At 28.4% G+C, this 23235-nt stretch carries 20 protein-coding genes and 1 pseudogene; 14 read left to right on the top strand and 7 right to left on the bottom strand.

From position 1 onward, the window contains the following. Positions 1-34: 34 nt before the first annotated feature. From MAGA_RS03590 to MAGA_RS03580, 3 genes are all read right to left on the bottom strand, one after another. Entirely contained in the window at positions 35-2203 is a 2169-nt protein-coding gene (locus MAGA_RS03590; protein ID WP_013022245.1) for an ATP-dependent Clp protease ATP-binding subunit, read from the bottom strand. A gap of 125 nt (positions 2204-2328) precedes the next feature. Beyond that, positions 2329-4494 (bottom strand): Tex-like N-terminal domain-containing protein, encoded by a 2166-nt coding sequence (locus MAGA_RS03585; protein WP_013022244.1) that lies wholly within the window; start codon positions 4492-4494, stop codon positions 2329-2331. 44 nt (positions 4495-4538) lie between these two features. Then, positions 4539-5429: an MAGa7180 family putative nuclease gene (locus tag MAGA_RS03580; RefSeq protein WP_013022243.1), complete on the bottom strand. Its 891-nt coding sequence runs from the start codon at positions 5427-5429 to the stop codon at positions 4539-4541. 155 nt (positions 5430-5584) lie between these two features. Here MAGA_RS03580 and lysS point away from each other — a divergent pair, with 155 nt between their 5' ends. Beyond that, on the top strand, positions 5585-7054 hold the full coding sequence (gene lysS, locus MAGA_RS03575; RefSeq protein ID WP_013022242.1) for a lysine--tRNA ligase: 1470 nt from the start codon (positions 5585-5587) through the stop codon (positions 7052-7054). 14 nt (positions 7055-7068) lie between these two features. Here the strand turns inward: lysS and MAGA_RS03570 are convergent, their stop codons facing one another. After that, positions 7069-7794, bottom strand: a complete 726-nt coding sequence (locus MAGA_RS03570) for a leucine-rich repeat domain-containing protein (protein ID WP_013022241.1) — start codon at positions 7792-7794, stop codon at positions 7069-7071. Positions 7795-8078: 284 nt separating this feature from the next. Between MAGA_RS03570 and rplJ the strand changes: the two genes are divergently transcribed. After that, positions 8079-8582: a 50S ribosomal protein L10 gene (rplJ, locus tag MAGA_RS03565; protein ID WP_042509407.1), complete on the top strand. Its 504-nt coding sequence runs from the start codon at positions 8079-8081 to the stop codon at positions 8580-8582. Positions 8583-8608: 26 nt separating this feature from the next. Further along, positions 8609-8980 carry a 50S ribosomal protein L7/L12 gene (gene rplL, locus MAGA_RS03560; protein ID WP_004024017.1) on the top strand — a complete coding sequence of 124 codons (372 nt, stop codon included), beginning with the start codon at positions 8609-8611 and terminating at the stop codon, positions 8978-8980. Positions 8981-9062: 82 nt separating this feature from the next. On the opposite strand, the gene MAGA_RS03555 is transcribed toward rplL, so the two are convergent. Both MAGA_RS03555 and MAGA_RS04920 read right to left on the bottom strand, forming a co-directional pair. Further along, positions 9063-9863 carry a variable surface lipoprotein gene (locus tag MAGA_RS03555; protein ID WP_013022239.1) on the bottom strand — a complete coding sequence of 267 codons (801 nt, stop codon included), beginning with the start codon at positions 9861-9863 and terminating at the stop codon, positions 9063-9065. Positions 9864-10356: 493 nt separating this feature from the next. After that, a pseudogene (locus MAGA_RS04920) lies at positions 10357-11743 on the bottom strand (transposase). Between the two features lie 431 nt (positions 11744-12174). Here MAGA_RS04920 and MAGA_RS03545 point away from each other — a divergent pair. Further along, positions 12175-12969: an MAGa4850 family ICE element protein gene (locus tag MAGA_RS03545; protein ID WP_013021928.1), complete on the top strand. Its 795-nt coding sequence runs from the start codon at positions 12175-12177 to the stop codon at positions 12967-12969. A 21-nt stretch (positions 12970-12990) separates the two neighbouring features. Here the strand turns inward: MAGA_RS03545 and MAGA_RS04895 are convergent, their stop codons facing one another. After that, positions 12991-13116 (bottom strand): hypothetical protein, encoded by a 126-nt coding sequence (locus tag MAGA_RS04895; protein ID WP_268741574.1) that lies wholly within the window; start codon positions 13114-13116, stop codon positions 12991-12993. A gap of 1065 nt (positions 13117-14181) precedes the next feature. Between MAGA_RS04895 and MAGA_RS03540 the strand changes: the two genes are divergently transcribed. The 10 genes from MAGA_RS03540 (at position 14182) to MAGA_RS03490 (ending at position 23143) form a co-directional block, all read left to right on the top strand. Continuing rightward, positions 14182-15222, top strand: a complete 1041-nt coding sequence (locus MAGA_RS03540; protein WP_235619422.1) for an ArdC-like ssDNA-binding domain-containing protein — start codon at positions 14182-14184, stop codon at positions 15220-15222. 5 nt (positions 15223-15227) lie between these two features. Further along, on the top strand, positions 15228-15632 hold the full coding sequence (locus MAGA_RS03535; RefSeq protein WP_013021930.1) for a single-stranded DNA-binding protein: 405 nt from the start codon (positions 15228-15230) through the stop codon (positions 15630-15632). 15 nt (positions 15633-15647) lie between these two features. Next, positions 15648-16313: an Mbov_0392 family ICE element protein gene (locus MAGA_RS03530; protein WP_013021931.1), complete on the top strand. Its 666-nt coding sequence runs from the start codon at positions 15648-15650 to the stop codon at positions 16311-16313. Between the two features lie 36 nt (positions 16314-16349). Then, positions 16350-16802 carry a hypothetical protein gene (locus MAGA_RS03525; RefSeq protein ID WP_013021932.1) on the top strand — a complete coding sequence of 151 codons (453 nt, stop codon included), beginning with the start codon at positions 16350-16352 and terminating at the stop codon, positions 16800-16802. 88 nt (positions 16803-16890) lie between these two features. Continuing rightward, entirely contained in the window at positions 16891-17451 is a 561-nt protein-coding gene (locus MAGA_RS03520; protein ID WP_013021933.1) for an Mbov_0392 family ICE element protein, read from the top strand. Positions 17452-17503: 52 nt separating this feature from the next. Beyond that, positions 17504-18157 carry an Mbov_0392 family ICE element protein gene (locus MAGA_RS03515; RefSeq protein WP_013022094.1) on the top strand — a complete coding sequence of 218 codons (654 nt, stop codon included), beginning with the start codon at positions 17504-17506 and terminating at the stop codon, positions 18155-18157. 94 nt (positions 18158-18251) lie between these two features. After that, a complete protein-coding gene (locus MAGA_RS03510; protein ID WP_013021935.1) occupies positions 18252-20264 on the top strand; it encodes a type IV secretory system conjugative DNA transfer family protein in 2013 nt (670 codons plus the stop codon). 49 nt (positions 20265-20313) lie between these two features. Further along, on the top strand, positions 20314-21294 hold the full coding sequence (locus MAGA_RS03505) for a toxin-antitoxin system YwqK family antitoxin (RefSeq protein ID WP_013021936.1): 981 nt from the start codon (positions 20314-20316) through the stop codon (positions 21292-21294). 405 nt (positions 21295-21699) lie between these two features. Next, positions 21700-22065, top strand: a complete 366-nt coding sequence (locus MAGA_RS03495) for an Mbov_0395 family pilin-like conjugal transfer protein (RefSeq protein ID WP_013021938.1) — start codon at positions 21700-21702, stop codon at positions 22063-22065. 4 nt (positions 22066-22069) lie between these two features. Continuing rightward, positions 22070-23143, top strand: a complete 1074-nt coding sequence (locus tag MAGA_RS03490) for an Mbov_0396 family ICE element transmembrane protein (protein ID WP_013022095.1) — start codon at positions 22070-22072, stop codon at positions 23141-23143. Positions 23144-23235: the final 92 nt, after the last annotated feature.

The following is a 23235-nucleotide window of genomic DNA, read 5'->3' as shown; positions in this document are numbered from 1 at the left end:
AAAAGTTTAATTTTGCCTGCATTTTGTTTTTTAATTATTTTGCTTTTGAAACAATGAATTTGTTTGCAAAAACAGTTATTTCATATTCATTATTTTTGTGAAGAGAGCCTTCAATTATTTGGTAAGCTAGCATACTTTCAATATTATTTTGAATATATCTTTTTATTGGACGGGCGCCAAAGTTATCATCATAAGCATTTTTAGCAATGTGCTCAACTAATTTAGGTGAATACTTTAGTGTAATTTCTTTAGTTTCATAAATTCTTTTAATTAATTTTTGAAGCTCTAGAATCACAATTTGTTGAACATCATATTCACTTAGGTGGTTAAATTTAACAATTTCATCAATTCTATTTACAAATTCTGGGCTTAAAAATTTAAGCAACTCAGCTTTTAAACTTGGCACTTGATCTAATGCTTCGTTTAGTTCAATGTTTGATGCAATATTAGAAGTCATAATGATGATTAAGTTTCTACAGTTTATTACCCTTCCAGTTGAATCGGTAAATGCACCATTATCTAGAATTTGCAATAAGATGTTCAAAACATTTCTGTCAGCTTTCTCTATTTCATCAAAAAGCAAGATAGTATATGGATTTTTTCTAATATTTTCAGCAAGTGAACCACCTTGGTCAAAGCCAACATAACCTGGAGGAGCTCCTATTATTTTAGATACGCTGTGTTTCTCCATATACTCAGACATATCTAATCTAATCATTTGTTTTTCGCTATCAAATAAAGCAAATGCTAATGCTCTTGCTAACTCAGTTTTACCTACACCTGTTGGCCCTGTGAATAGAAAACTTGCAAGTGGTCTGTTAGGATCGTTAATGTTCGCCTTTGCCCTTAAAACAGCCTTAGACACCAAATTTACTGCTTCATCTTGACCTTTAATTCTGGCTTTTAATTCATTTTCAAGATTAAGCAATTTTTGCTTATCAGTTTCTAATAATTTAGTTACTGGAATCATTGTTCATTTTGAAACAATTCCCGCAATTTCTTCTGCTGTTACACTATTTTTAATTAAAGTCGATGCGCCTGAAGATATTTTTTCTTCTAATTCCTTTATTTTTTTCTCAATTTTAGGAACTTCTGAATATTCTAATCTTGAAGCATCTTCATATTTAGTTTCTCTTTTGTAAATGTTTATTTTGTATCATAAATCATCTAAATATTTTTTTAGTTTTGATAAGTCTTCTAATTCTTTTTTCTCATCATTTCACTTGTTTTGGAGCTTGCTTATTTTTTCATTAGCGGACTTAATTTCTTTTTCAAGTTCAAGAATTCTATTTTTATGTTTTTCTTTATCTTCTTCATTTAAAGCAATTTTCTCCATATTTAAACGAGTTAATAATTGCTTTACTTTTTCCAATTCCTCTGGTTCATAGTTGATTTCGGTTTTTATAGTAGCAGCTGCTTCATCGACTAAATCAATAGCTTTATCAGGCAAGAATCTGTCTGAAATATAACGAGAGCTTAACTTGGCAGCAGCTACTAGGGCATCATCTTGAATTTTGACATTATGATAGTTTTCAAATCTACTTTTAATTCCACGTAATATAGTAATAGTGTCATCAATTGAAGGTTCTAAAATGTCCACCTTTTGCATACGTCTTTCTAAGGCAGCATCTTTTTCAATATATTTTCTATATTCATTGTAGGTTGTTGCACCAATTAAGTGCATTTTACCTCTAGCCATCAATGGCTTAACAATGTTAGCAGCATCCATACCACCATCAGCATTTTTACCAGTACCAACTAACATATGTATTTCATCAATGAAAACAATTATTTCGCCATTAGAATCTTCAATTCTTTTTAATACGTCTTTAAGTCTTTTTTCAAATTGGCCTTGAAATTGAGCTCCAGCTATAAGACTTGCTAAGTCTAGTTCATAAACATCCTTATTTTTAAGGTTTTCAGGAACTTCACCTTCAACTATTTTTCTAGCTAAGCCTTCAACAATTGCAGTTTTACCAACACCTGGTTCACCTACTAAGACAGGATTATTTTTAGTTTTACGACTTAAAATACGAATTAATCTTCTAATTTCATCATCTCTATTTATAACTGGTTCTAATTCATGTTTAGCAGCTAAATCAGTTAAATTACGGCCATATATTTTAAGTGGATCATTTTCAGTATTTTTATTTTTATTATTGTCTTGGATGTTATTAAATAAATCTTCAAAATTAAATTCCATAGCTTACCTCCACAACACTCTAACACAAATATTTTAGCACTTTAATTGCTAGAGTGCTAAAAAATTCAAGAATTTTGCCTTCTTGAATTTTTGCTATGTAGTTAATTTTGTCTAAAATACTTGTTTTATTGGGTTTCTGGTCAAATTAGCTTACCTTGAATTTTGTCATTTTCTTTGTTAATCTCAATAATTTCTAAAGTAACAACATCACCAGTCTTAACTAAATCTTTAGGGTGCGCAACATAGTGAGTAGGGGTTTTCTTCATTTTTGAAATATGGATAAGCACTGCTTGTTTAATACCTATGTAAACAAAGATACCAAAGTCAGTAATATTTTGAACTGAGCCTTCTAAAATCATGCCAACTTTTAAATCCTCAAGATTTAAAATATCTTTTTTAAGCTTATAGCCTTCTTTTTCATCTCTAATATCTTTAGTAGGATTTATTAAAGAATCAATAATCAATTTGACATCATATTCGTTAGAGTTAAATTCAGCTGCTAAAGATTTAATATCAGCATTTTTAAGCACTTCAGCATTAATGTTTTCTAAATCTATGCCCAATTTATCGACGATTTTATTTGCTAATTCATATGATTCAGGGTGGATGCTTGTTCTATCAAAAAAGTTATTTGAATCATGAATTCTTAAAAATCCGACTGCTTGTTCATATGTATTTTCACCTAATGATTTTACCTTTAATAATTCTTCACGGTTTTTGAATTTACCTATTTTACTACGGTATTCGATAATGTTTTGTGCATGTTTATTATTTAAGCCCGAAACAAATTTTAATATTTCAGCTGATGCAGTGTTTAAGTCAACTCCAACTAAGTTAACTGCTTTATCCACTTTAAATTCTAAAGCTTGTGAAAGCTCTTTTTGATTTACGTCATATTGATATTGTCCAACTCCAATAGATTTTGGATCAATTTTAATAAGTTCATTAAGGGGGTCTTGGAACCTTCTACCAATATTAATTGCGCTTCTTTCTTCGACATTTAAATCAGGGAATTCTTTAATAGCAACTTCAGAAGCTGAGTAAACTGAAGCACCAACTTCAGAAACTATTGCAAATTGCAAGTCAAGATCTTTGTGAGCCTTTTCTCTTTCTTTAATTACATTAGCAATAAATTGTTCAGTTTCTCTTGAAGCAGTACCATTACCTATAACAATGATGTTTATAGGGTATTTATCAAGAAATTTATTAATTGTTCTAGCAGCATTTTCGGTTCTTGATTGTGGAGGGTTAGGATACATTATGCCTTTTTCAATGAAGTTACCTTGTGGGTCTAAAATGGCTATTTTACAGCCATTAACGAATGCAGGGTCAATTGCAGCCACTCACTTATTTTTAACAGCAGGGAATAAGAGCATTGTTTCAACATTTTCAGCAAAAAGCTTAATTGCTTCGCTTTCAGCTCTTGCAAAAAGGTCAGATTTAATTTCTCTAATAATTGAAGGAAGAATTAATCTTTCTAAACTATCAATAATTGAAGCGTGAATAATTTTGCCCGTTGTCTTTATTTTAAAGTACTTTTGGTTTAAATCATATGTTATTTTTGCTTGATTAAATTCTTCAATGTTGTAACTAATTATTTTCAAATTTTCAGCTCTAGAAATTGCTAATACTCTGTGATTAGGAATTTTGCTTACTCTTTCCTTATGGTCATAATACATATGGAAAGTTTCTTTTTCATCCTCAGCATTTTTCTTCTTTTTGGTGATGATATAACCATAGTCATATATTTGTTTTTTAACCATTTCACGGTTGGCAACATCTTGTGACACTATCTGACTAATAATGTATTGAGCTTGTTCAATAGCAAACTCAACACTTTGTACTTTTTCATTAAGATATTTTTCTGCTTCTTTATAAGGATTAAATCTTGGATTTTCAGCCTCTAGAATTGATAATGCAAGTGGCTCTAAACCTAAAGCAATAGCTTCAGTTGCCTTAGTTTTTTTTCCAACTTTAAATGGCTCATAAATATTTTCTAAAGCTGCTTTAGTATCAACTTCGTCAATTTTGGCTTTTAATTCAGGAGTTAAAAGCTTCTTTTCTTCCAATATTTTAATAATAGCTTCCTTACGCTTGTTAAGTTCAATATTGTAAGTATACATTTGGTGAATTTCTTGAATAACTTCTTCATCAAGACCACCAGTTAAAGCTTTTCTATATCTAGCAATAAAAGGAACTGTAGCCCCTTCATCTAATAAATTAAGTACTGTTGAAACTTGGTCTTCGTTAAGTTTAAGTTGGTTAGCTACATATGTAATTGATATATTCATTTTTACCCCCTTTTTTCTAAAAATGCTATAAAACAGGCATTTTGTTAAAATGATTCAAATGGAATGTCATCATCTATTTTACCCATTTGTTTTCATTTATTAAAAAGTTCTCTTCTTTCATTTTCATTCTTGCATCTAAGGTAGTCAACTTGGTCTTTGTCATTTATTAAGTCATACTTAGGCGATTTTTTTTCTTTATAAACACTGTATCTTTTGTGAAATTCTATTATTTTTTGAATATCGTCCTTTATTTGCATTTGCAAATCAGGATTATTTTTTAGTGAGTAGTGAAATACTTCAATTTTTCTTTTGGCAACATTTACATCTTCAGGATTAGCATAATCATCATCATTTAAAAAGCAACCAACAATAATGTATGAATCATAGCCGAGCAAACTTGCATATAATTGTGCTTGCTTTTTATAATTAAGTGGAACACCATCTTTTTTTAACTTGTTAGCTTGATTGTTTAAAGTTCAAGAATCATAGTTTTTGATATTTGTTGTTTTGATCTCAAACACGATTTTTTCATTTTCAGCTAAAGCATCAGGTACCCCACCAATAATATCTAAATTTTTAAAGTAATCATAATCGACATCTTTTGCCTCAATATGCTTAATTATAGTGTTTTTGAGCAATTTTTTATTATAGAATTCTTGCAGATTTTCAATGATTTTAAGCTCTAATATTTGACCAGCATTTACATATTTTTTTTGCAAAACAGGAAGGGCAAGCCTTGCGATATGACAAAATGCTTTAAACTCACTATTGAAGCGGTCAGGAGTCAAAATATTCGAAATAGATGAGCCACCAAGCTTTTTGAATTTTAAAAATTTATTAGATCCTAGCAGTTGCTCTTGAAAATTGTCCATTAAGATTACTTGATGATTTTCTTCATCCAAAATGTAATGTGTGCCATTGTAGTATTTTGCCATTTGTTAACCTCATTAGTAATAACAATCATTATGAATTATATTTTAAAATTAGTAAATAAATGGGACTAGTAGGCATTTTTTGCCACCATTATTCAATATTCATATAAGATATATAAATATATAAATCTTTTGTTTTTTGGAGATAATAATTAATAATGGAAAAATATACTGAGCAAGAGCAAGTCAGACGTAATAAATTAAATTTTTATAGTGAAAATAACATTGCTCCATTTAAAAAAGCTTACGACTTAGGCAAGTTAGTTTTAAGTCAAGAAATAGTTAATAATTATGACTCTTTTTCTAGGGAAGAATTAGAAGAAAAAAATATTAGTGTTAATGTAGCCGGCAGATTAATGACTGTAAGAGGGCCATTTTTAGTATTAAAAGACTCTAAAGGCTTAGTTCAAGTTTATTTCAATAAAAAAAGTGATGAAAATGTAGCTAAAATAGTAGGCACATTTGATATTGGTGACATTTTATGAGTTAGTGGTACTGTTATGAAAACTCACACTAATGCACTTACCTTAAAGTGCAATAAAATAGAGCTTTTAACTAAAGCACTTAAGCCACTACCTGAAAAATATCATGGGCTAGTTGATACTGAAGAAAGATATAGACGCAGATGAGTTGACTTAATTACTAATGAAGAGTCAAAAAACAAGTTCATTTTAAGAACTAAAATTATTAAATGAATTAAAGAGTACTTTGATAATTTAGACTACTTGGAAGTTGAAACACCTTTTTTACAAGACTATGTTTCAGGAGCTGCTGCTAAGCCTTTTACAACTCATCATAATTCATTAAACCAAGAATTTGTTTTAAGAATTGCTACAGAAATTCCACTTAAAAAATGTGTAGTTGGCGGACTTGAAAGAGTTTATGAATTAGGCAGAATTTTTAGAAACGAAGGCTATGACACAACTCATAATCCTGAATTTACTACAATTGAGTTTTATGAAGCTTATTCTAATGTTGAAGGCATGATGGACAGAACTGAAGAATTGTTTAAGGTTCTATGTCAAAAATTAGGTAAGTCAGTTTTTGTTAACAATGGTACTGAAGTTGATTTATCAAAACCATTTAAGAGAATTAATATGGTGGATGCAGTTAATGAAAAAACTGGTAGAGACTTTAGAAACATTAGTCTGGATGAGGCTATTTTAGAGGCCAAAAAGCACAATATTAAAATTGAAAAATTCTGAACCACAGGGCATATAATTAATGCTCTTTATGAAGAGTTAGTGGAAAGCTCACTTATTCAACCAACCTTTATTTATGGCCATCCTATTGAAGTTTCACCACTAAGTGCTAAAGCTAGTGATCCTAGATTTACTGAAAGAGCCGAATTATTTATTAATACTAAAGAATATGCCAATATGTACACTGAGTTAAGTGATCCAATAGACCAGTTAGAAAGGTTTAAAAGTCAAATTGACGAAAAGAAAGCTGGCAATGATGAAGCTAGCGATATTGACTGAGATTTTGTGGACGCACTAGAATATGGAATGCCACCAACAGGCGGATGTGGCATTGGTATCGATAGATTAATTATGCTTTTAACAGAAACTAGTTCAATAAGGGACGTGTTATTATTCCCAACACTTAAAAGAGTGAATAAAAAATAAACGGAAAGAGCCGTTTATTTTTTACTAAAAGTAATCTGATTGTCCTTTAAGCCTATAAATTGGGCAAATTCAGCCAATTTATCAGCACCAGCAACTGCTTCAATTTTAAGGTTTTTAATTTCTAGCTTGAATGAATCTTTGAGATCTTTAAAAGCATATTGGCCAATATTAAGTTTGCTACCATTATCTAGCCGTGAATTAAGCACTAATGAAAATTTGTCATTTTTTATATTAGCAAAGGCATATGAAGAAATTGAAGAAAGTTTTTTAGGTAAGATAACATTTTCTAAATTAGTATTAGCAAAAGCACTAATATTAATTGCTTCTAGTTCTGAAGCTTCACTAAATTTAATTGACTTTAATTTAGAACTATTAGCAAAAGCTCTGTCGCCAATAAATTTTATTTCGTTTGAAAACTCAACTTCTTCTAAATTTGCTAATTCCATAAATGATTCTGAGCCAATTGAATCAACAACATATTCAACATTTTTGTATTTAACTTTTTCAGGAATTTTGATTGTTTTACTTTGAGCAACAATATTGTTAGAATCGTCGAAAAGTACACGATTATAGGCAGTTATGGTTGCTTTATTGTTTGAATTTATATCAAAGTAAAACAATTTTGTATTTTCATCAAGCTTAATGTCAGACTTGTTTTTATCATTGCAACCTGCAGAAACAAATGAAGTTGTTAGAGAAATTGGAAGAATAGCAAAACCTAGTTTATGTAATTTTTTCATAGACAAATCTCCTATAGAATGCTAATATTTCTTAATAATTATGCAATTATACACAATTTATTCATGCTTTATATTGGAGCATTATGTTTGTAAGCAATTAGTTATTAATTAAGGCTATATTTTTACTTTGAAAAAATAAATTTATTTATAAAATATAAATACAATACATAAAGACAGTAACTGCCTAGCTTAATATGTTACCGAGTGTATATCTTAGTTTTTTCTATAACTAATATTGTCTATTGTATTGGAACTCTTTATTTATTATGAAAGGGGGAAATTTGATGCATACAGTCAAAGAAACAGCAAACAGATTAGCAAAAGTTGAAACAGTTGAAGAAATTAGCCAAAAAATTGCTGCGGCTAAAGGATTTATTGTTGCTGAATACCGTGGTCTAACTGTTGCTGACCTTAAAAACTTACGTGTTAGTGCCAAAAAATTAGGCATTGAAATTAAAGTTTACAAAAATAGATTGTTTAAGTTAGCTGCACAAAAAGCGGGTTATGACCTTAATGAACATTTAGTTGGTCCAAACTTGTTTGCATTTAGCAATCTAGAAGACAATGCAGCTGCTAAAGTATTAGTTAAATTTGCAAAAGAAAACAAATTATTAGTACCTAAAGCTGGTGTATTTGAAAACAATGTTATTGATGCAAAAGGTGTTGCTGAAGTTGCTTCATTACCAAACTATGAAGAAGCATTATCAATTCTTGCACGTTCACTTATTGCTCCATTACAACAACTCTCTCTTTCTTTAAAGCTATATAGTGAAAAAGAAAGCGAATAATACTTTTAAAAGAAAGGATTAATATCATGGCAAAATTAACAAAAGAATCATTTATTTCTTCATTAAAAGAAATGTCAATTAAAGAAGTTATGGAATTAGTTGAAGCAATGAAAGAAGAATTTGGTATCGACCCTTCTGCTGTTGCTGTTGCAGCTGCTGCACCTGCTGCTGAAGCTGAAGAAAAGAAATCAACTCTTTCAGTTATTCTTAAGTCAGACAATGGTAAAAAACTTGCTATTGTTAAAGCAGTTAAAGAACTTCTTAACCTTGCATTAATGGATGCAAACAAATTAGTTTCAACACTTCCTGCTACATTAAAAGAAAACATTCCTGCTGCTGAAGCTGAAGCACTTAAAGCTAAATTAGTTGAAGCTGGCGCTGATGTTGAATTAAAATAATAAAAACAAGCACTTAAAAATCTAACCACATGGTTAGATTTTTTTGCACAAATTGCTCTGCAATTTACTTATCTAAAAATTATTAAAGCTTTTCAAATTTAGGTTTAACAGTTGAGTTGTGATTATTAATAAAATTTTTTAGCATATCTAATAAGTAATCAGGGTCATTACCTCTTTTTGACTGCTCCATAAGTTGTGTGTATTGATTGAATCCTTTTGCATTAAAGAAATTTTCATATGTAGTCTTTATGGCTTCATATTCAGAACTAGTTAATTTGCTTTTTACTTTTTCATATGTTTTTTTAATTTCTTCTAATTCTTTAAACAGCCTTCTAAATTCTTCTACATTCTTCTTGACTTTCTCTGCTTCAGCTTCCTTTCTTTTTCTGTCTTCCTGTTCCTGTTTCTTTTTCTCCTCAGATTCTTTTTTTCTTTCTTCTTCTTGCTTTCTCCTAGCTTCTTCCTCTTCTTTTTTCTTTTTCTCTTTTTCAGCTTCTTGCTTCCTCTTCTCTTCTTCGTTTGTGTCTTTATTTAAAGCATTAGGATCATCGCCTGGAGTCATATTATTTTTGTCACCTGATTTATCATCTCTATCTATCTTGTTGTTATCAGATTCTTTGTTTTCTTTATTACTGTCTTTGTTGCCGTTATCAGTCTTGCTGGTTGCATTATTATGATCTGGATTTTCTGTGTTGTTAGGATCTTTATTAGGATTTTTTTGATCTCCACTTTCTTTATTATTGTTTGGATCATCTATTTTTTTAGATGAATCATCGGTTTTAGCATTGCTATCAGCATCACCACATTTAGCAGCAACAATAGGAAGGGTTGATAAAGTAATAACAGAGCTGAACATAAGCATTATTTTTTTCAATCTTGTCATATATATTGCCTCATTCTATAATTTTGTAAAAATAATAAAATATTTTTTTATATAAGTAAAACGAAAACAAGACTTTAATTTAACTTTATTAAATAAGCTGTCTGTTTTAACATATGTCACAAATTCATTCTAATGAATTTATCTGATTTACATAATTTTACTAAAAAACATAATTATACAAGTGCAGATATTTACATAGCTTATAATGTTCTCTATATTAAAAAACGTGTTTATTAAGCATAATTAAATATGTTATACAGGGCTATTTTATAGGCTTTTTAGACAATCTAATAACAATTTACTAAAAAATAAAAGAGCCTTTATAGGCTCATAAAAGATTATAAAATTAAAATTTTAAAATATGCAGTCACTTCTATATTTTTACTATGCTGCATTTACTGCATCAGGCTGATTATTATTGATTTGGTTTTCTGATAAGAATTTGATACCTTTTGAATAAGCTTTTTTGAGTTTATAAAAGTTTCCCGAAAAATTAACTATACAAGATTTTTTCAATGAGCTCCATACTCTTTTTTGGGAGTTCTGTTTCATACCAAATGTCATTTTTATATGGCATTTGTATTTTTTTATATTGCTTAAATATTTTCATTACATCACGATAGGTTTTAGCCCCTAAAATTTTTGAGTCAGCAAATTTATTCTTGATCCTGTTTCCGATTATAAGAGTTAGCATATTCAAAAACTCATCGCCATAAACACTGTAGTCATCATGTCGTCTAACAGTTTTTAACTCTAATGTATTTTTATAAAAATCGTTAACAAGCTCTATTTCTCATCTTTGCTTGTATAAATTCAATGCATCTCTACAAGTGATATCTTGATCTGATACATATACAATTGTTCCAAATTTGTGCTTAATTTTTTCATATCTTTCAATTGAAAATTTTTTACTTGACATAAAGTCTTGTTCTTCTTTTGATGCTTGCTTTAAATTTCTAAAAGCATAGTAATAAAGACCATTGTGAAATATCTTCTTACATCAGGTTGGTTCATCTTTGCTGTTTATTTTATCTTTCATATTGTATGCATCAATTTCTTCTAAGAGTTTTAATGATCTTTTAAGCGGATGTATAAAATCAACATTGGATATTAACGCATTGCTATTTATGTCTTTATCACCTATAATTATTCTTTTATTTATGCCTGTTTTTTCCAAAAATCAGTAAAACTAGTGACATCCACACAATTTCCTGAGTAAGGAAACGAATAAATTACATCTCTAGTTGTTACATTAAAAGCAATTAAAATAGAGATGTTTTCGCTATTTTTTAGCTTTGATTTGTATGAAAAATAGTTTAATGAATTCACTTTACTATTATTATTTTTTAACATTTCGTCAATTGCAATTTTGTTGCCTTCATCAATTTTGCTAATTCTATTTTGAATAAATTCAAGCACTTTAGAATAGTCCTTCCCAATTCATTTTATTAGTGATGAGACATTATTTTTTCCAAGTTTAAGTTCAGGACTTTCAACTGACATAAACGATTCATTAAATACTTCATCTAATTTGTTATTTGTCATTCTTGGATTTATAGAACGAAGCAAAGCAATAGCATATATATGTTTTGCCATATTTTGTGGATACACATTACTTAAATCGGTAAATAGATCCTTTGAAACTGATTTTGCTATTTCATAGTCGCCAAAATTTTTCATTGAAACAGTTATTTTCACTTTTTCTTTTGGCACAAATTTGCCGTCAATTATATGCCCTATAACTTTACCTTCAACTGGCTGGTCTTTCCATTTTTTCTAACACAACTAACTCTTTCAATAACTGCTCACATTGAACCTGATTTTTTGACAACAGTATTTTTTGGTCTTTCTATTACTCTAATTTCTGCTGGTACTGCCATATATAATTAACTTTTTTACATAGTTATTTTTGAAAAACAAGTAAATTTTTATATGTTTTTTGCTAATTTTTCATTTGTAAAATAAAAAAAACAAGAGCTTTTGTTTTTGAAACCCCTGTTCTTGTCTTTAAAAATGACAATCTATAATGAAAATCGGCCTTTTTTCGTATTTTTATATAGTTAATTTTCCGGGAAATTCTTATTTAATTATGATTTATTAAAGCAATTTATGCAGTTTAGTTGTTATAGTAAACTTGTGACAACGCAGCAATTTTACTAAAGAATAGCATAAGACAAGTGCGTAATTTTGGAACTGATATAAGAAAGTGGGTATCCCCCCACTTTTTTTAATTCTTGCTTCATTTATATATATCTTGAAGTTCAAAAACATTTTTAGTTAATAGAACTTTGATAGTTTAAATGGAGAAATAATGGAAAGCCAGTTTTTAAAAAAGAAGGAAAAACCAGTTGTTACACTTGGCTTTTTAAGAAAGTACAATAAAAAGAAATATAACAAGCTAACAGAAAAAGCACTTAAAATCTTATTTAAAAGTAAGATCATGATTGGTGAAAAAATGTACAAGGAATTAAAAGAAAGAAAAATTGCTTTTGAACTCTTGGCCATTATTAAACAATTAGGTGCTAAGGCTAACTATATTTCTATTTTGTATTTGCAAAAATTAGGCTTCAAACGTTCAACATTAACTGAAACTATCAAACATCTATCAAAACTTGGCTATATTGAACACAATAAAAAAGGTGCAATTAAGCTAGCTAAAAAGCCATGAACTATTAAAAAAGAAAAGTTTATGAAAATATCATCAAAGAAATTGTGAATGCACTTTCTACTTGATGGATCAGCAACAACCCTTTGAAATATAACAAGAATAATAGCATATAAAAAGAATCATTCAAAAGCTGACAAATCACTATTAAGAAACATTGAATATGGTGAAGGTTATGAAACAAGGCCTTATAGGTTAGAAAAAAGAAATATTAAATATAAAAAATTCACAACTTTTAAAAATATAAAAATGTTTATAACAGTAGCTAATGAATCAAAAAATAGTTTGTTAAAAATTCAAAATAGGTTCTTTGATGGTAGTAATGCCACAATAGCAAAGAGTATTAAGTTTTTCAAAAAAGGATTTGTTGATATAGGGTTCTTGTATTTAAAAGAATTCAAAAACAATCAATTTGTAACTGAAAGATATATGTTTATTTAAAAAAATAAAATAAGCCAAAAATTAAATTAAAAATACTAAATTAGGATATGTGTGAAACGCATAATATCCATATTTAATATTGCCATATTTGCCTGTTTTATAGTAGTTTTGGTCAGTGTAAAATTCACTTGCTAAAATGACAAACATAAAGATAAATGTTATATGAAATATAACTATTTATCGTAATAAGGAAGCAACGAACAGTCAAAAAAACATTCAAACAGTAGGGCATTGATTGATTTTAATTAAAAAAAGAAAATTAAAAAATCCAATTGAACCCAACAAATATAAATCATTTGGGTTTTTGCATTAATATCACAAAAATCATTTAATTAATTTAAACAATATAAGAACATCATTAAATAATAACTTACAGCATATAAATATTAATTGTTTGTAAAAGTCTAACTAAGTATTCTATAACTAATTTAAGTAGTGATACTTAATTGATTAATTCAAAGTTTATTAAATTAATAATTAATTAGTGATAGCTAAAGTTATTAATTCTTAGATTAATTTTTATTGTTATGAATTATTTAAATCATATTATGAAAACCCAATGCCAAGAGAACACCATCATAAATCATTTAGGTTTTTAAATTGCTATAGTAGAAATCATTTATTTTAAATAGTATTAAGACAATATTAAATAATAACTTACTGCATATAAATATTAATATTTATGAAATTTTAATTAAGTCTTCAATAACTAATTGTAAGTAGTCAATGAACTAATTAACTAGTTAGAGATAATTTTAAAAATGATTAATTGAAAATAGTTAAAGTTATGAATTCTTAGACTAATTTTTATTGTTATGAATTATTTCAAACATATTATAAAAACCTATGCCAAGAATACAAATAACTAACTAAATATTAAAACTTAATTACCTAACATAACTTGTTCGTATCTACTATTGAATTAAGTAAGACAAAAAACTAATTAAGTGTCCAAAAATGATTACTTATCATAGCTTGTTTATAACTAACTATAAAGAAAAAACTTGAGTACTTATTAAAACTTATTCAAGTTTATTGTTTGATTAGGTATGAAATAACTAATCAAGTAATGAAAGACTGTTCAAATTATATGTCTCTGTAGTTCAAACCCATTGAACAACAGGGAGATGGCTCATAATGCATGAGCCAGGGGGCAGTGTTAGTATGTTTAATTTAAATTAGTATATTGCCCCCAGTTTATTGTGTGGGGGTATGGGGGAGAGTATAGGACATTATGAAATGACAAAAAAAGAATTAAGAAAAGAACAAACAAATAGATTTATAGAAAGCACAATAATTACAACAGATTTGCTTCTTAGTAGTTACTTATATGATAGTACTAAGATGGAAGAGTTCTTATCTTTCATTGCTAACTTAGACAACAAGTATAGCTTTATTAATATGTATTTGGTTAGAACTCAGTTTCCTGGGGCGTCAATAGTTAAGTCATATAGCAGTTGGAAAAAAGAAAATATTCAAGTAAGGAAAAATGAAAAAGGAATATCAATATTTAGACCTAAAGTCATTGAGTATGTTGTGTATAACAATACAAAAGTTACAAAAGATAAATGAACTAATGAAATAAAAGAGTTAGTTAAAAACAACGAACTAGAAGTTTATACATATACAAAAGGTTTTACCTTAGCTAAAGTATTTGACATATCACAAACAACACTTCCTAAAGCACAATACCCAAAACAATACTTTTCATACTTTATAAAAGAAGATAATGAAAATATTAATCCAAATACTAAGTTGCTGAGTTTGCTATGTAACTTTATAGCCAAACATAATATTGGAATAACCTATGCCACAATGGGCTTAAGTACTAGTGAGCAAAGATTTTATGATAAGAATTCCCATGGAATTAAGCACTGAATTAGGCTAAATGATAAAAATTCAATTACTCAAAATATATATTCACTTGTTAAAGAATATGCTCACACATTGCTAGGCCATGATATATCAGCAATAAACAATATTGAAAATAGATATCAAGCTCAATTAGTTGCTTATGCAATATGTAAAAGCTTTAGACTAAAAGGAATTGAACTATCAAGCTTTGATGCATTTAGATCTTGAGTAAATACTTCCACTAAAGAAATGCGTAAAAAATGAATTAATAGTGTAATTTTTGCTTCAAAACAGTTTGCTAATGACTTTAACTACTTCTTAGATGAAATAGAAATTAATGTGGACAAAGCTAATTTAAGAGAAACTGCTAGCATAAATGAACTAATGGGAAGGGAGTAATCTAAATGCAAGCTAATTTTTTGAATCACATCCGTATTTATGGATTTGTAATTAGCGAGAGCTTTACAGTAATTGAATATAAATCAAAATATAACATTAATGAAAAAGCCATTAAATTTACTATAAACAACATACAAAATGGCAATCCTAACTTTATTGAAATAGCTGTGTGAGATCCAGTAGTTGTTGACTATGTTTTAAATAACATTAAAAGACGTGATTTAGTAGAAATAACAGGAAAATTACTAGTTAATTCATACACTAAAGATGACAAAAAGTACTATAAAACCTACATTAAAGCAAACAGAGTTTTATTATCAAAAATGTCAAAATATCATTTTGAAACCCCTATTCAACAGCCAGATCAGCACTCTAAAGACAATATTTACACCTTCTATATAGAAGATTAAAAAGGCAGTAATAATATGGATTATTTTACAGAGAAAAATATTAAAAATATTTTGTATGCATCAATGCCTAGGAAGCTTAAGTCATCAGAAATTATTGATAAATTCAATGAAATTGCAAACACAATCAGCAATAAATTTGGTGACAGAACTACATATATAAACATCATATTAGCTATTAATGAAAGAATACCAGCAATGGAAAAAGCTTGAGTTTATTCTAAACTTTTAGAAAAGATACTAAAAGAGTTATATGAAGGTTTAACTGAAGTTAATAGACTAACCAAAATCTATCAATTAATTTGTAACTGAAGCTTATTAAATATTGATAATAGAGAAGATACTAAGTTAGTTAACTTTAGTCTTAATGAGTATATGGAATATGATCGAATATTTGAATACAAATATTTAATGGATAAAGCTACTAAAAGCATTAATAAATTGGGCACTAAAAGCCCTGAAATGAATCTTTATATTGATTTAGTAAGAGATTGTAATGAATATGCAATGGTACAGCTTGATAAAAAAGGTAGAGCAAGAGAGTTTTATGAGAACAATTTATTGCTTTCTTACTTAGCTTGATTAAGTAAAAAGGAGCTAGATGAATTGCTTCCTAATGTTTCTTATTTAGATATTTCATCTGATATAGCAACTCTTGCATTTAATAATTTGCTAAGAGAGTAAAAGAAATTTAAAATAGTAATGTAATGGGAGAAACAAATGGATTCATTAGCATTAAAAGTTTTAGAGTGAAAAAGCGAGTTTTGAGAGAAAAATAACCAGAAATTAAGTAAATTCACAGTTCCAGTTGCAATAGATAAAGATGAAATTTACTTTGTTAATGGCTTGCTTGAATGAAAAAATGAGTATGAAAATACAGGTAAGCACTTTTTAATAGATTTAGCTAAGGCTATTGACAAAAATGGCAAGGATGTAACTATTAAAGAAGGCATAGTTGGTATTGATACAAGTGCATTATATAAAATGAATTTAAAAGAATTCATTGATAAGTTAAGTGACAGCAATTGAGATGATAGACCTTACTTAGGGTTAGCTGATTCAATTAAATTGGCAGATTATGTGACAAAACTAGTAAATGATGAGTCATCAAAATTAATAGTTCTTAAAAAGAAAAATGATACATGCAAAATAAATATGCAAGAGAACGAATAAGTGAGTGAAATAAAGACAAGAATGCTAAATTTGATAGAACAAAATATCAAAGTAATAGATGTGCTAAATAACTATTTTATAAGGAGAAATGATGCCAATAGAGACACATAATGAAACATATGCAAAACTTAGAGAAAAAGCCAATAGATTTCAAAGTGAACGTGAACAAAGAATTTATTTAAGAATAATTGATGAAATTGCTGACATTGATTTTAGTGGCTATGATGAAAAACTAGAGCAAAAAATATATGCAGAAATTAGCAAAACAACTGACTTAGACAAAATTGCAGGTATCTATAAAACAGGCTTAATTGTTAGTGAAATAATTGCCTATGAAGAAGATGAATATGAAATATTAGATGATTTTTATAGAGAAAGCGATATACACTCATTTGATGAATTATGAGAACAAATGGATATTGACTTAAAAACCTATGGAACTGAAACAAACCTTGATTTACTTGTAGACTTATTGGAACTAAGTGATACATCTTTCCCAATTAAAATTGATGGCTATGGCAGAGCAAAACCAATTTTTGATCTTGACTCAGAGTTTGTAGACTGGCTATTAGATAAAGATTGATATGAAATTTGCCCATTTGTATATGATGAAGAAAGTTTTATAACAGAATTTGATTTAGATGAGTAAGCAACTGCTTCATTAAAAATGATTAAAAAATTATGTGGAGAGTGAACAAAATATGGAAAAGTATTTTGAATATAAAGATATAGAGAAATTATTAGCAAAGGATCTAATTAGTAATGAAGAGTATTTTTTAAAAACTTTAAATAAAAATGCGTCTTCATTTAAAAGTGAACAGGAAAGATCACAATATGTTGAATTGGTTAAAAGCATTTTTATTAATCTAGAAAAAATTGCTAGATATCCAATTTCTGCAACAAATTTTGCTTTTAACACTTGCAAAGTAATTGAATCACAAGCACTAACAATATCTGAATTGCAAAAACTATTAGAACTTACAAAAATAGCATTACAGTTTGATAATTCAGTTTTTATGAAGCACTTTAACAATTTTGCGTGTGGCGCTGATTATTTAAATTTTCTAATTGATTTTGATATTGAGCCAGTTTTTGCCTTAAAAGAAATGCTAAATGAACAAGAACATTATGACTGAATTGATTGAGAACTCTATACTCTGTTTAAGAAAAGAAATAAAGAGTTGCCTTGATTAAACAGTTTATCAAGTGATAATGATTTAGTTTACACTGGAAATAGTAATAATCCATATGAATGATTCCTTGTGGATGAAAGAGATTGAGTTTTTGATTATTTAGATAATCACTTGGATCAAGGACATATTGTTTCTTGAATTAAAGAAAGCAACAGTGATTAGCATTAAAAAACTTAACTACTTAACACTTTTGTATTTAACCAAATAAGACAATGCAAATTGACTTATATAAAAGAATAAAAGGAGTTAAACATTAATGAAAAAAATAGCAATAAAAATTATTGTTATTGTTATAGCTTCAATTATCTTTACCACTATTGGTTTTCTGCTAGTTATTAATTTTATTAATTTAAGAACATATGATGATCTTTCTAAGGTCAAAACATTTAGTGATTACATTAATCTTTCTAAGCATAATATAGTAAGGAATGCAAACTTCTTCATAATATTTACTCCAATGTTATTTCTTATTCTTTCAGGAGCACTTGTATATTTTGTGTTCTTTAGAAAAAGAAAAGAACAAACAAATGAAAGTAAATATTGACTTTGAAACGATAAGCTTTTAGTTGGCGATAGATCATTTTTTAAAAAGCAGTTCTTAGTTTCTCCTGACTATAAACATAATCAAAATAATGGTAACTGAGTAATTAATTATGCAAATAGCTTAAAAAAATGATGAATTAATAACGGTAAAAATGATATCAACAGTGTCGTAATTGGTGGTGTTGGTAGTGGTAAAACACAAAGAGTAATTTTACCAAACATACTATATAACAGCCATTTAAGGCCAAAATACAAGGCATCATTTGTTATTACAGACCCTAAAAAAGAAATAATTAAAGCTGTAGGCAAAAAGCTAAGTGACCAAAACTATAAAATATTTGCAATTGACTTTAGTGAGCCTGAATATAGCAATGGTTGAAACCCATTATATTATGTATACAAGCAAGCTCATTTAGAATATAGTGATCAAAAAGCTTATATTGAAAACATTTATAAAGCCTTTAGTGAAATTAATAATGTTATAGAGCAATTGCCTTGATCAGACACTGATGAAAAGTTTTGAACTGATAATGCTAAAAGAGTTATCAATACAGCAACTAAATTCCTTTTATTGGTATCACTAGAAAGACCTGATTTAGTTTCAGCTCAAGACTTTAACTTAATTTCAGTAGGTAAATTGTGTGTTGCCCCTGCTTGGGATGCAAATCAAGACTGAATATCAATAGTTAAACTAAAAGCTGATGAAGACTTAATTTGAAAAGAATTGTGATTTGAAGTTGAAGCATTACTATCAGAAGCTAAAAATGCACAAACTTTCCAAAGTATTTTGTCATTTGTTTCTAGTGCATTAGCCATCTTTACTAATGATGAATTTGTACAAAGAGTTATTGCACAAACAAAAAGCTTTGACTTAAGCTTAATTGCTAAAGAAAAACAACCAGTAGCTATCTTTATTCACTATCCAGACCATAAACCATCTCATCACTTCTTAATTAGTATGCTAATTGACCAAATTTACCAAGCATTAGTTAGCCAAGCTAATGAAAATGGTAAAAGAAAAGATGAATATGGCATATATCTATCAGAAAAGCTAGATAGAAAATGACTATTTTTACTTGATGAAGCAGGAAACTTACCAAAGATTATTAATTTAGATAATAAAGTAACTATTTCAAGAAGCAGGAATATATTCTTCCAATTTGTGCTTCAAGATTACAACCAGCTTAAAAAGTACAATGACAAGGTAGATGGAGTTGATAAAACAATTCGTTCAAACTTACAATTTACTTACTTTTTAAATAGTAATGATGAAGACACACTTAAAGAATTATCAGAATCATTAGGTAAAAAAGAAGTTAAGAAAATATCAAAATCTACTTCATATGATAGTAGGTCAAAAGGCTCAACATCAGGTACTACTGAAAACATTGAAGAAAAACCATTAATGAGTGTTAGTGAAATAAAGTCTAAGAATAAAGACCTAGCCATTATTTCAATTATTGGCTATAAGCCAATGCTTATTAAAACTAAATTAGCATATAAGCATTTTACAAATGATAATTATGTGCACCAGTGTGATGAAACATCTAGTGAAATTACTAAATGAAGCTTAAGCAATTTAACTAATAGTGAAGCACAAGATAGTGTAAGTGAAGAGATAGAGCAAAGTGAAGATATTGATAGAGAAACTGAAATAAATGAAAAAGTAAGGCAAGAAAATGACTTATACAGCATAGCCTTAGATATAGTCAATAGATTTGATTAAAAATACTAATATGCCAATAAAACAGGCATATATGTAAAAGGAGAATAATATGGCATGAGTTAATCCCGGCTTTGATCCTGTTGGTTATGAATCAAGAGTATCAATGGAAAATAAAAAAATAAATAACAAGAATTTTGATGTTATTACTTATAAAAATGGTAAACAATTTGCCTTTACTGAATTGCAAGGCAATTATGGTTATTATGAAGTTAAAAACAATAAGTTTGATGGTAATTTTTACTGAGTACAAAATGGTAATTTATCAATTACTGGCCAAGCTAAAAATAACAAATTAAATGGTACATTAACTGAATATGAACCTGGAACAGGACAAATTAAAAGGCAAATAGATTACAAAAATAATCTTGAGCATGGACAAGAAAAAAACTTTGAAAATGGAAAACTAAAGTCAACTACTGACTGAGTTAAAGGCCTTAAAACAGGCTCACATATAACATATGATAATGAAGGAAAAGTCATATCAAATGATAAATATATAGCTAATACTCCTGCAACTGATGAAGAGTATAAAAAATGAGAGAAATCAAGACCAAAAGCAAAGGCTAAAGAAGAACTTAAAAGATTTGGTGAATGATTAATTAAGCCATCTACAGCGATTCTGTCTTTATTTGCAATAGTAGCCATTGTAGCTTTCCCATTATCAACAGGACTTTTAGTTGTTGGTGGTGTAGGAATGTATGACTTTTTAAATGAAAGAACCAAGACAATACAAAGAGAAAATGACTTCCCTGAAAGAGAATTAAACTTCAGCAGAAAAGACTTAAATGAGATGAAAGAAGAGTTAAAACATGAACTTCGTAATCAAATAAGCAAGTCAAAGGAAGAGGCAACAAAAGCATTAAAAAGTGAGCCTACAGTTGCTAAAGAGCCAGCTAAAAAAGCAACTAAAAGCCCAAAAGCAACTGATGCCTTTGATACCAAAAACATTGAAAGTGCAAAACAAGAAGTTAAAAAGACTGCATCAATGGATGCTGTAAAACAAAGCATATTACAAGGATTTAAAAAGTAATTTTATAAGACAATGAAAAAAATTAAAAAGCCAAATCCTAAGTACAAAAGCTTATTAATTACCACAGGAATTATTTGTTTTTGTCTGCTTGCTATTTGCATAATTCTTTTAATAATATTATACAAATAGGACTATAAAACAGGATTAAATGAAAAAATTAAGTATGAGAAAAATATCTAAAAAAGCTTCAATAGCAATCTTAGTAACATATATTGTTTTACAAGTAGCTTTAATTTGGTTTTTGTTACTTTGTGTATCTTATTGACAATACTTAGTACAACAAGGAGCACTAACAACAATCAAGTTTAATTTGCTAATTGGAGCAGTGATTTTATATATATCACTAGCACTGATATATCCAATTTGATGATTTAAAAAACATAAAAAGAAACAAAGGAGATAAATATGAATGATTCAATTAATACAGCTGGATTAACAAAACTACAATCAGGTATAGATTCAATTATTAATGTTGTGTTTGGTATATTCACAGGTATAACTGTTGTTATAGTTATTGCTCTTTTAATTTGAGCAATGGTTAAAAACCAACAAGAAGAAGATCCTATGAAAAGAAAACAAAACACTCACAAAATATTGTGGGGTGCAGCAGCTTTAGTTTTAATTGTTTTAGCATGGGGATTAACATCATTTATAAGAAATACTCAAGGTAATACACATGCTACTGTCAATAATACTAGCCAACCATCACCGGGAGTAGCTAGATTACTAAATATATTTACTCAACCAATTTACTACAACTTAAAGGTATAGATTAATGGGGCTATTTGATTACTTAGCGGCAATACCAGTTGGTATGGTTATATGAATGCCAATAATGGCTATAGCATTGCTTTTTGCAACACTTTTTGTTTATGCATTATTGGTTGCTAGATACATTGTATTTGATGGAACAAAATTTATATTGTTTGGCCTTAAACCTAATGATGACATTACTAATTTCACTACCCCAAGCATATTTGCTCACATATTGATTGTAAGTACAGCAATTTGAGTAGTAATGTTCTTTCTTATAATTATTAAATTTTCTATTTCAGAATTTCGTAGTTCATCAGCATTATTACGTAGTGCTGTAAAACAAAGTGTAATTAGTCTTTTATTTTTATTAGGTTTTCAAGTAGGCATTTTGTTATTTAATGAATTTATAATAAATATTCTTAAACTTATAGATGGAAACGAACATGGAAGCACTGGAGTAGGTTTTATAAATAGAACATTTAATCCTAACTTTCAAGAAGTAATTGATGAAAAACCTTTTGAAGGCTCAATAGTACGTTCTGGAAATGATGCAAATGGCTATGAATTTAAGTGGGGCATTGCCTCAATTCCAGGTTTATGATCAGTGATATCAGCTGTTCATTCAAAAATACCAGCATTAATATTTCTTTCTGGTGGTGCAATAGGATATGCAGTTAGAGGAGCATTGTTTACATTCATAACTGTCATTTTTATTTATGGTTCTGTTTTAAAAACAATGATTAGAAATGCGGGAAGAATTGTACCAGTTGTACTTTTATACTTTATATTCCCTATTATAGTGGCATTATCTCTTGCTGATAATGGTAGGAAATTAAGAGCATGAAAGGACAGTTTTATCTCTAATTATCTATCTTTAGTGTTATTTTTCTTCTCATTCTACATAATCAACTGAGCAGTTGAAAACATGGTTGAATTAACTGATTATTTCTTAGGATTTCACAGTGTAATGGTTTCCTTAATAATAAACATTATAGGTTACAGAAATTTAGGGAAATTACAATCAGTAATAATGAGATTTTGTGGATTACCAGAAGCAGCGCCAGCTCAAGGGGGTAGCATAGGAAAAAAATAATTAGCCTTGCTTCCAAAGCAGGGCAGTTTGCACTAAATTTCATCCCAGCTGGAAAACTTGCTAAACCAGTAGCACGTGTAGGAGTTAAAATT

It is taken from the genome of Mycoplasmopsis agalactiae, assembly GCF_000089865.1.
In the GTDB taxonomy this organism is placed as follows: Bacteria; Bacillota_I; Bacilli_A; order Mycoplasmatales; family Metamycoplasmataceae; genus Mycoplasmopsis; species Mycoplasmopsis agalactiae_B.
This window is presented reverse-complemented; position numbering and strand designations above follow the sequence as displayed.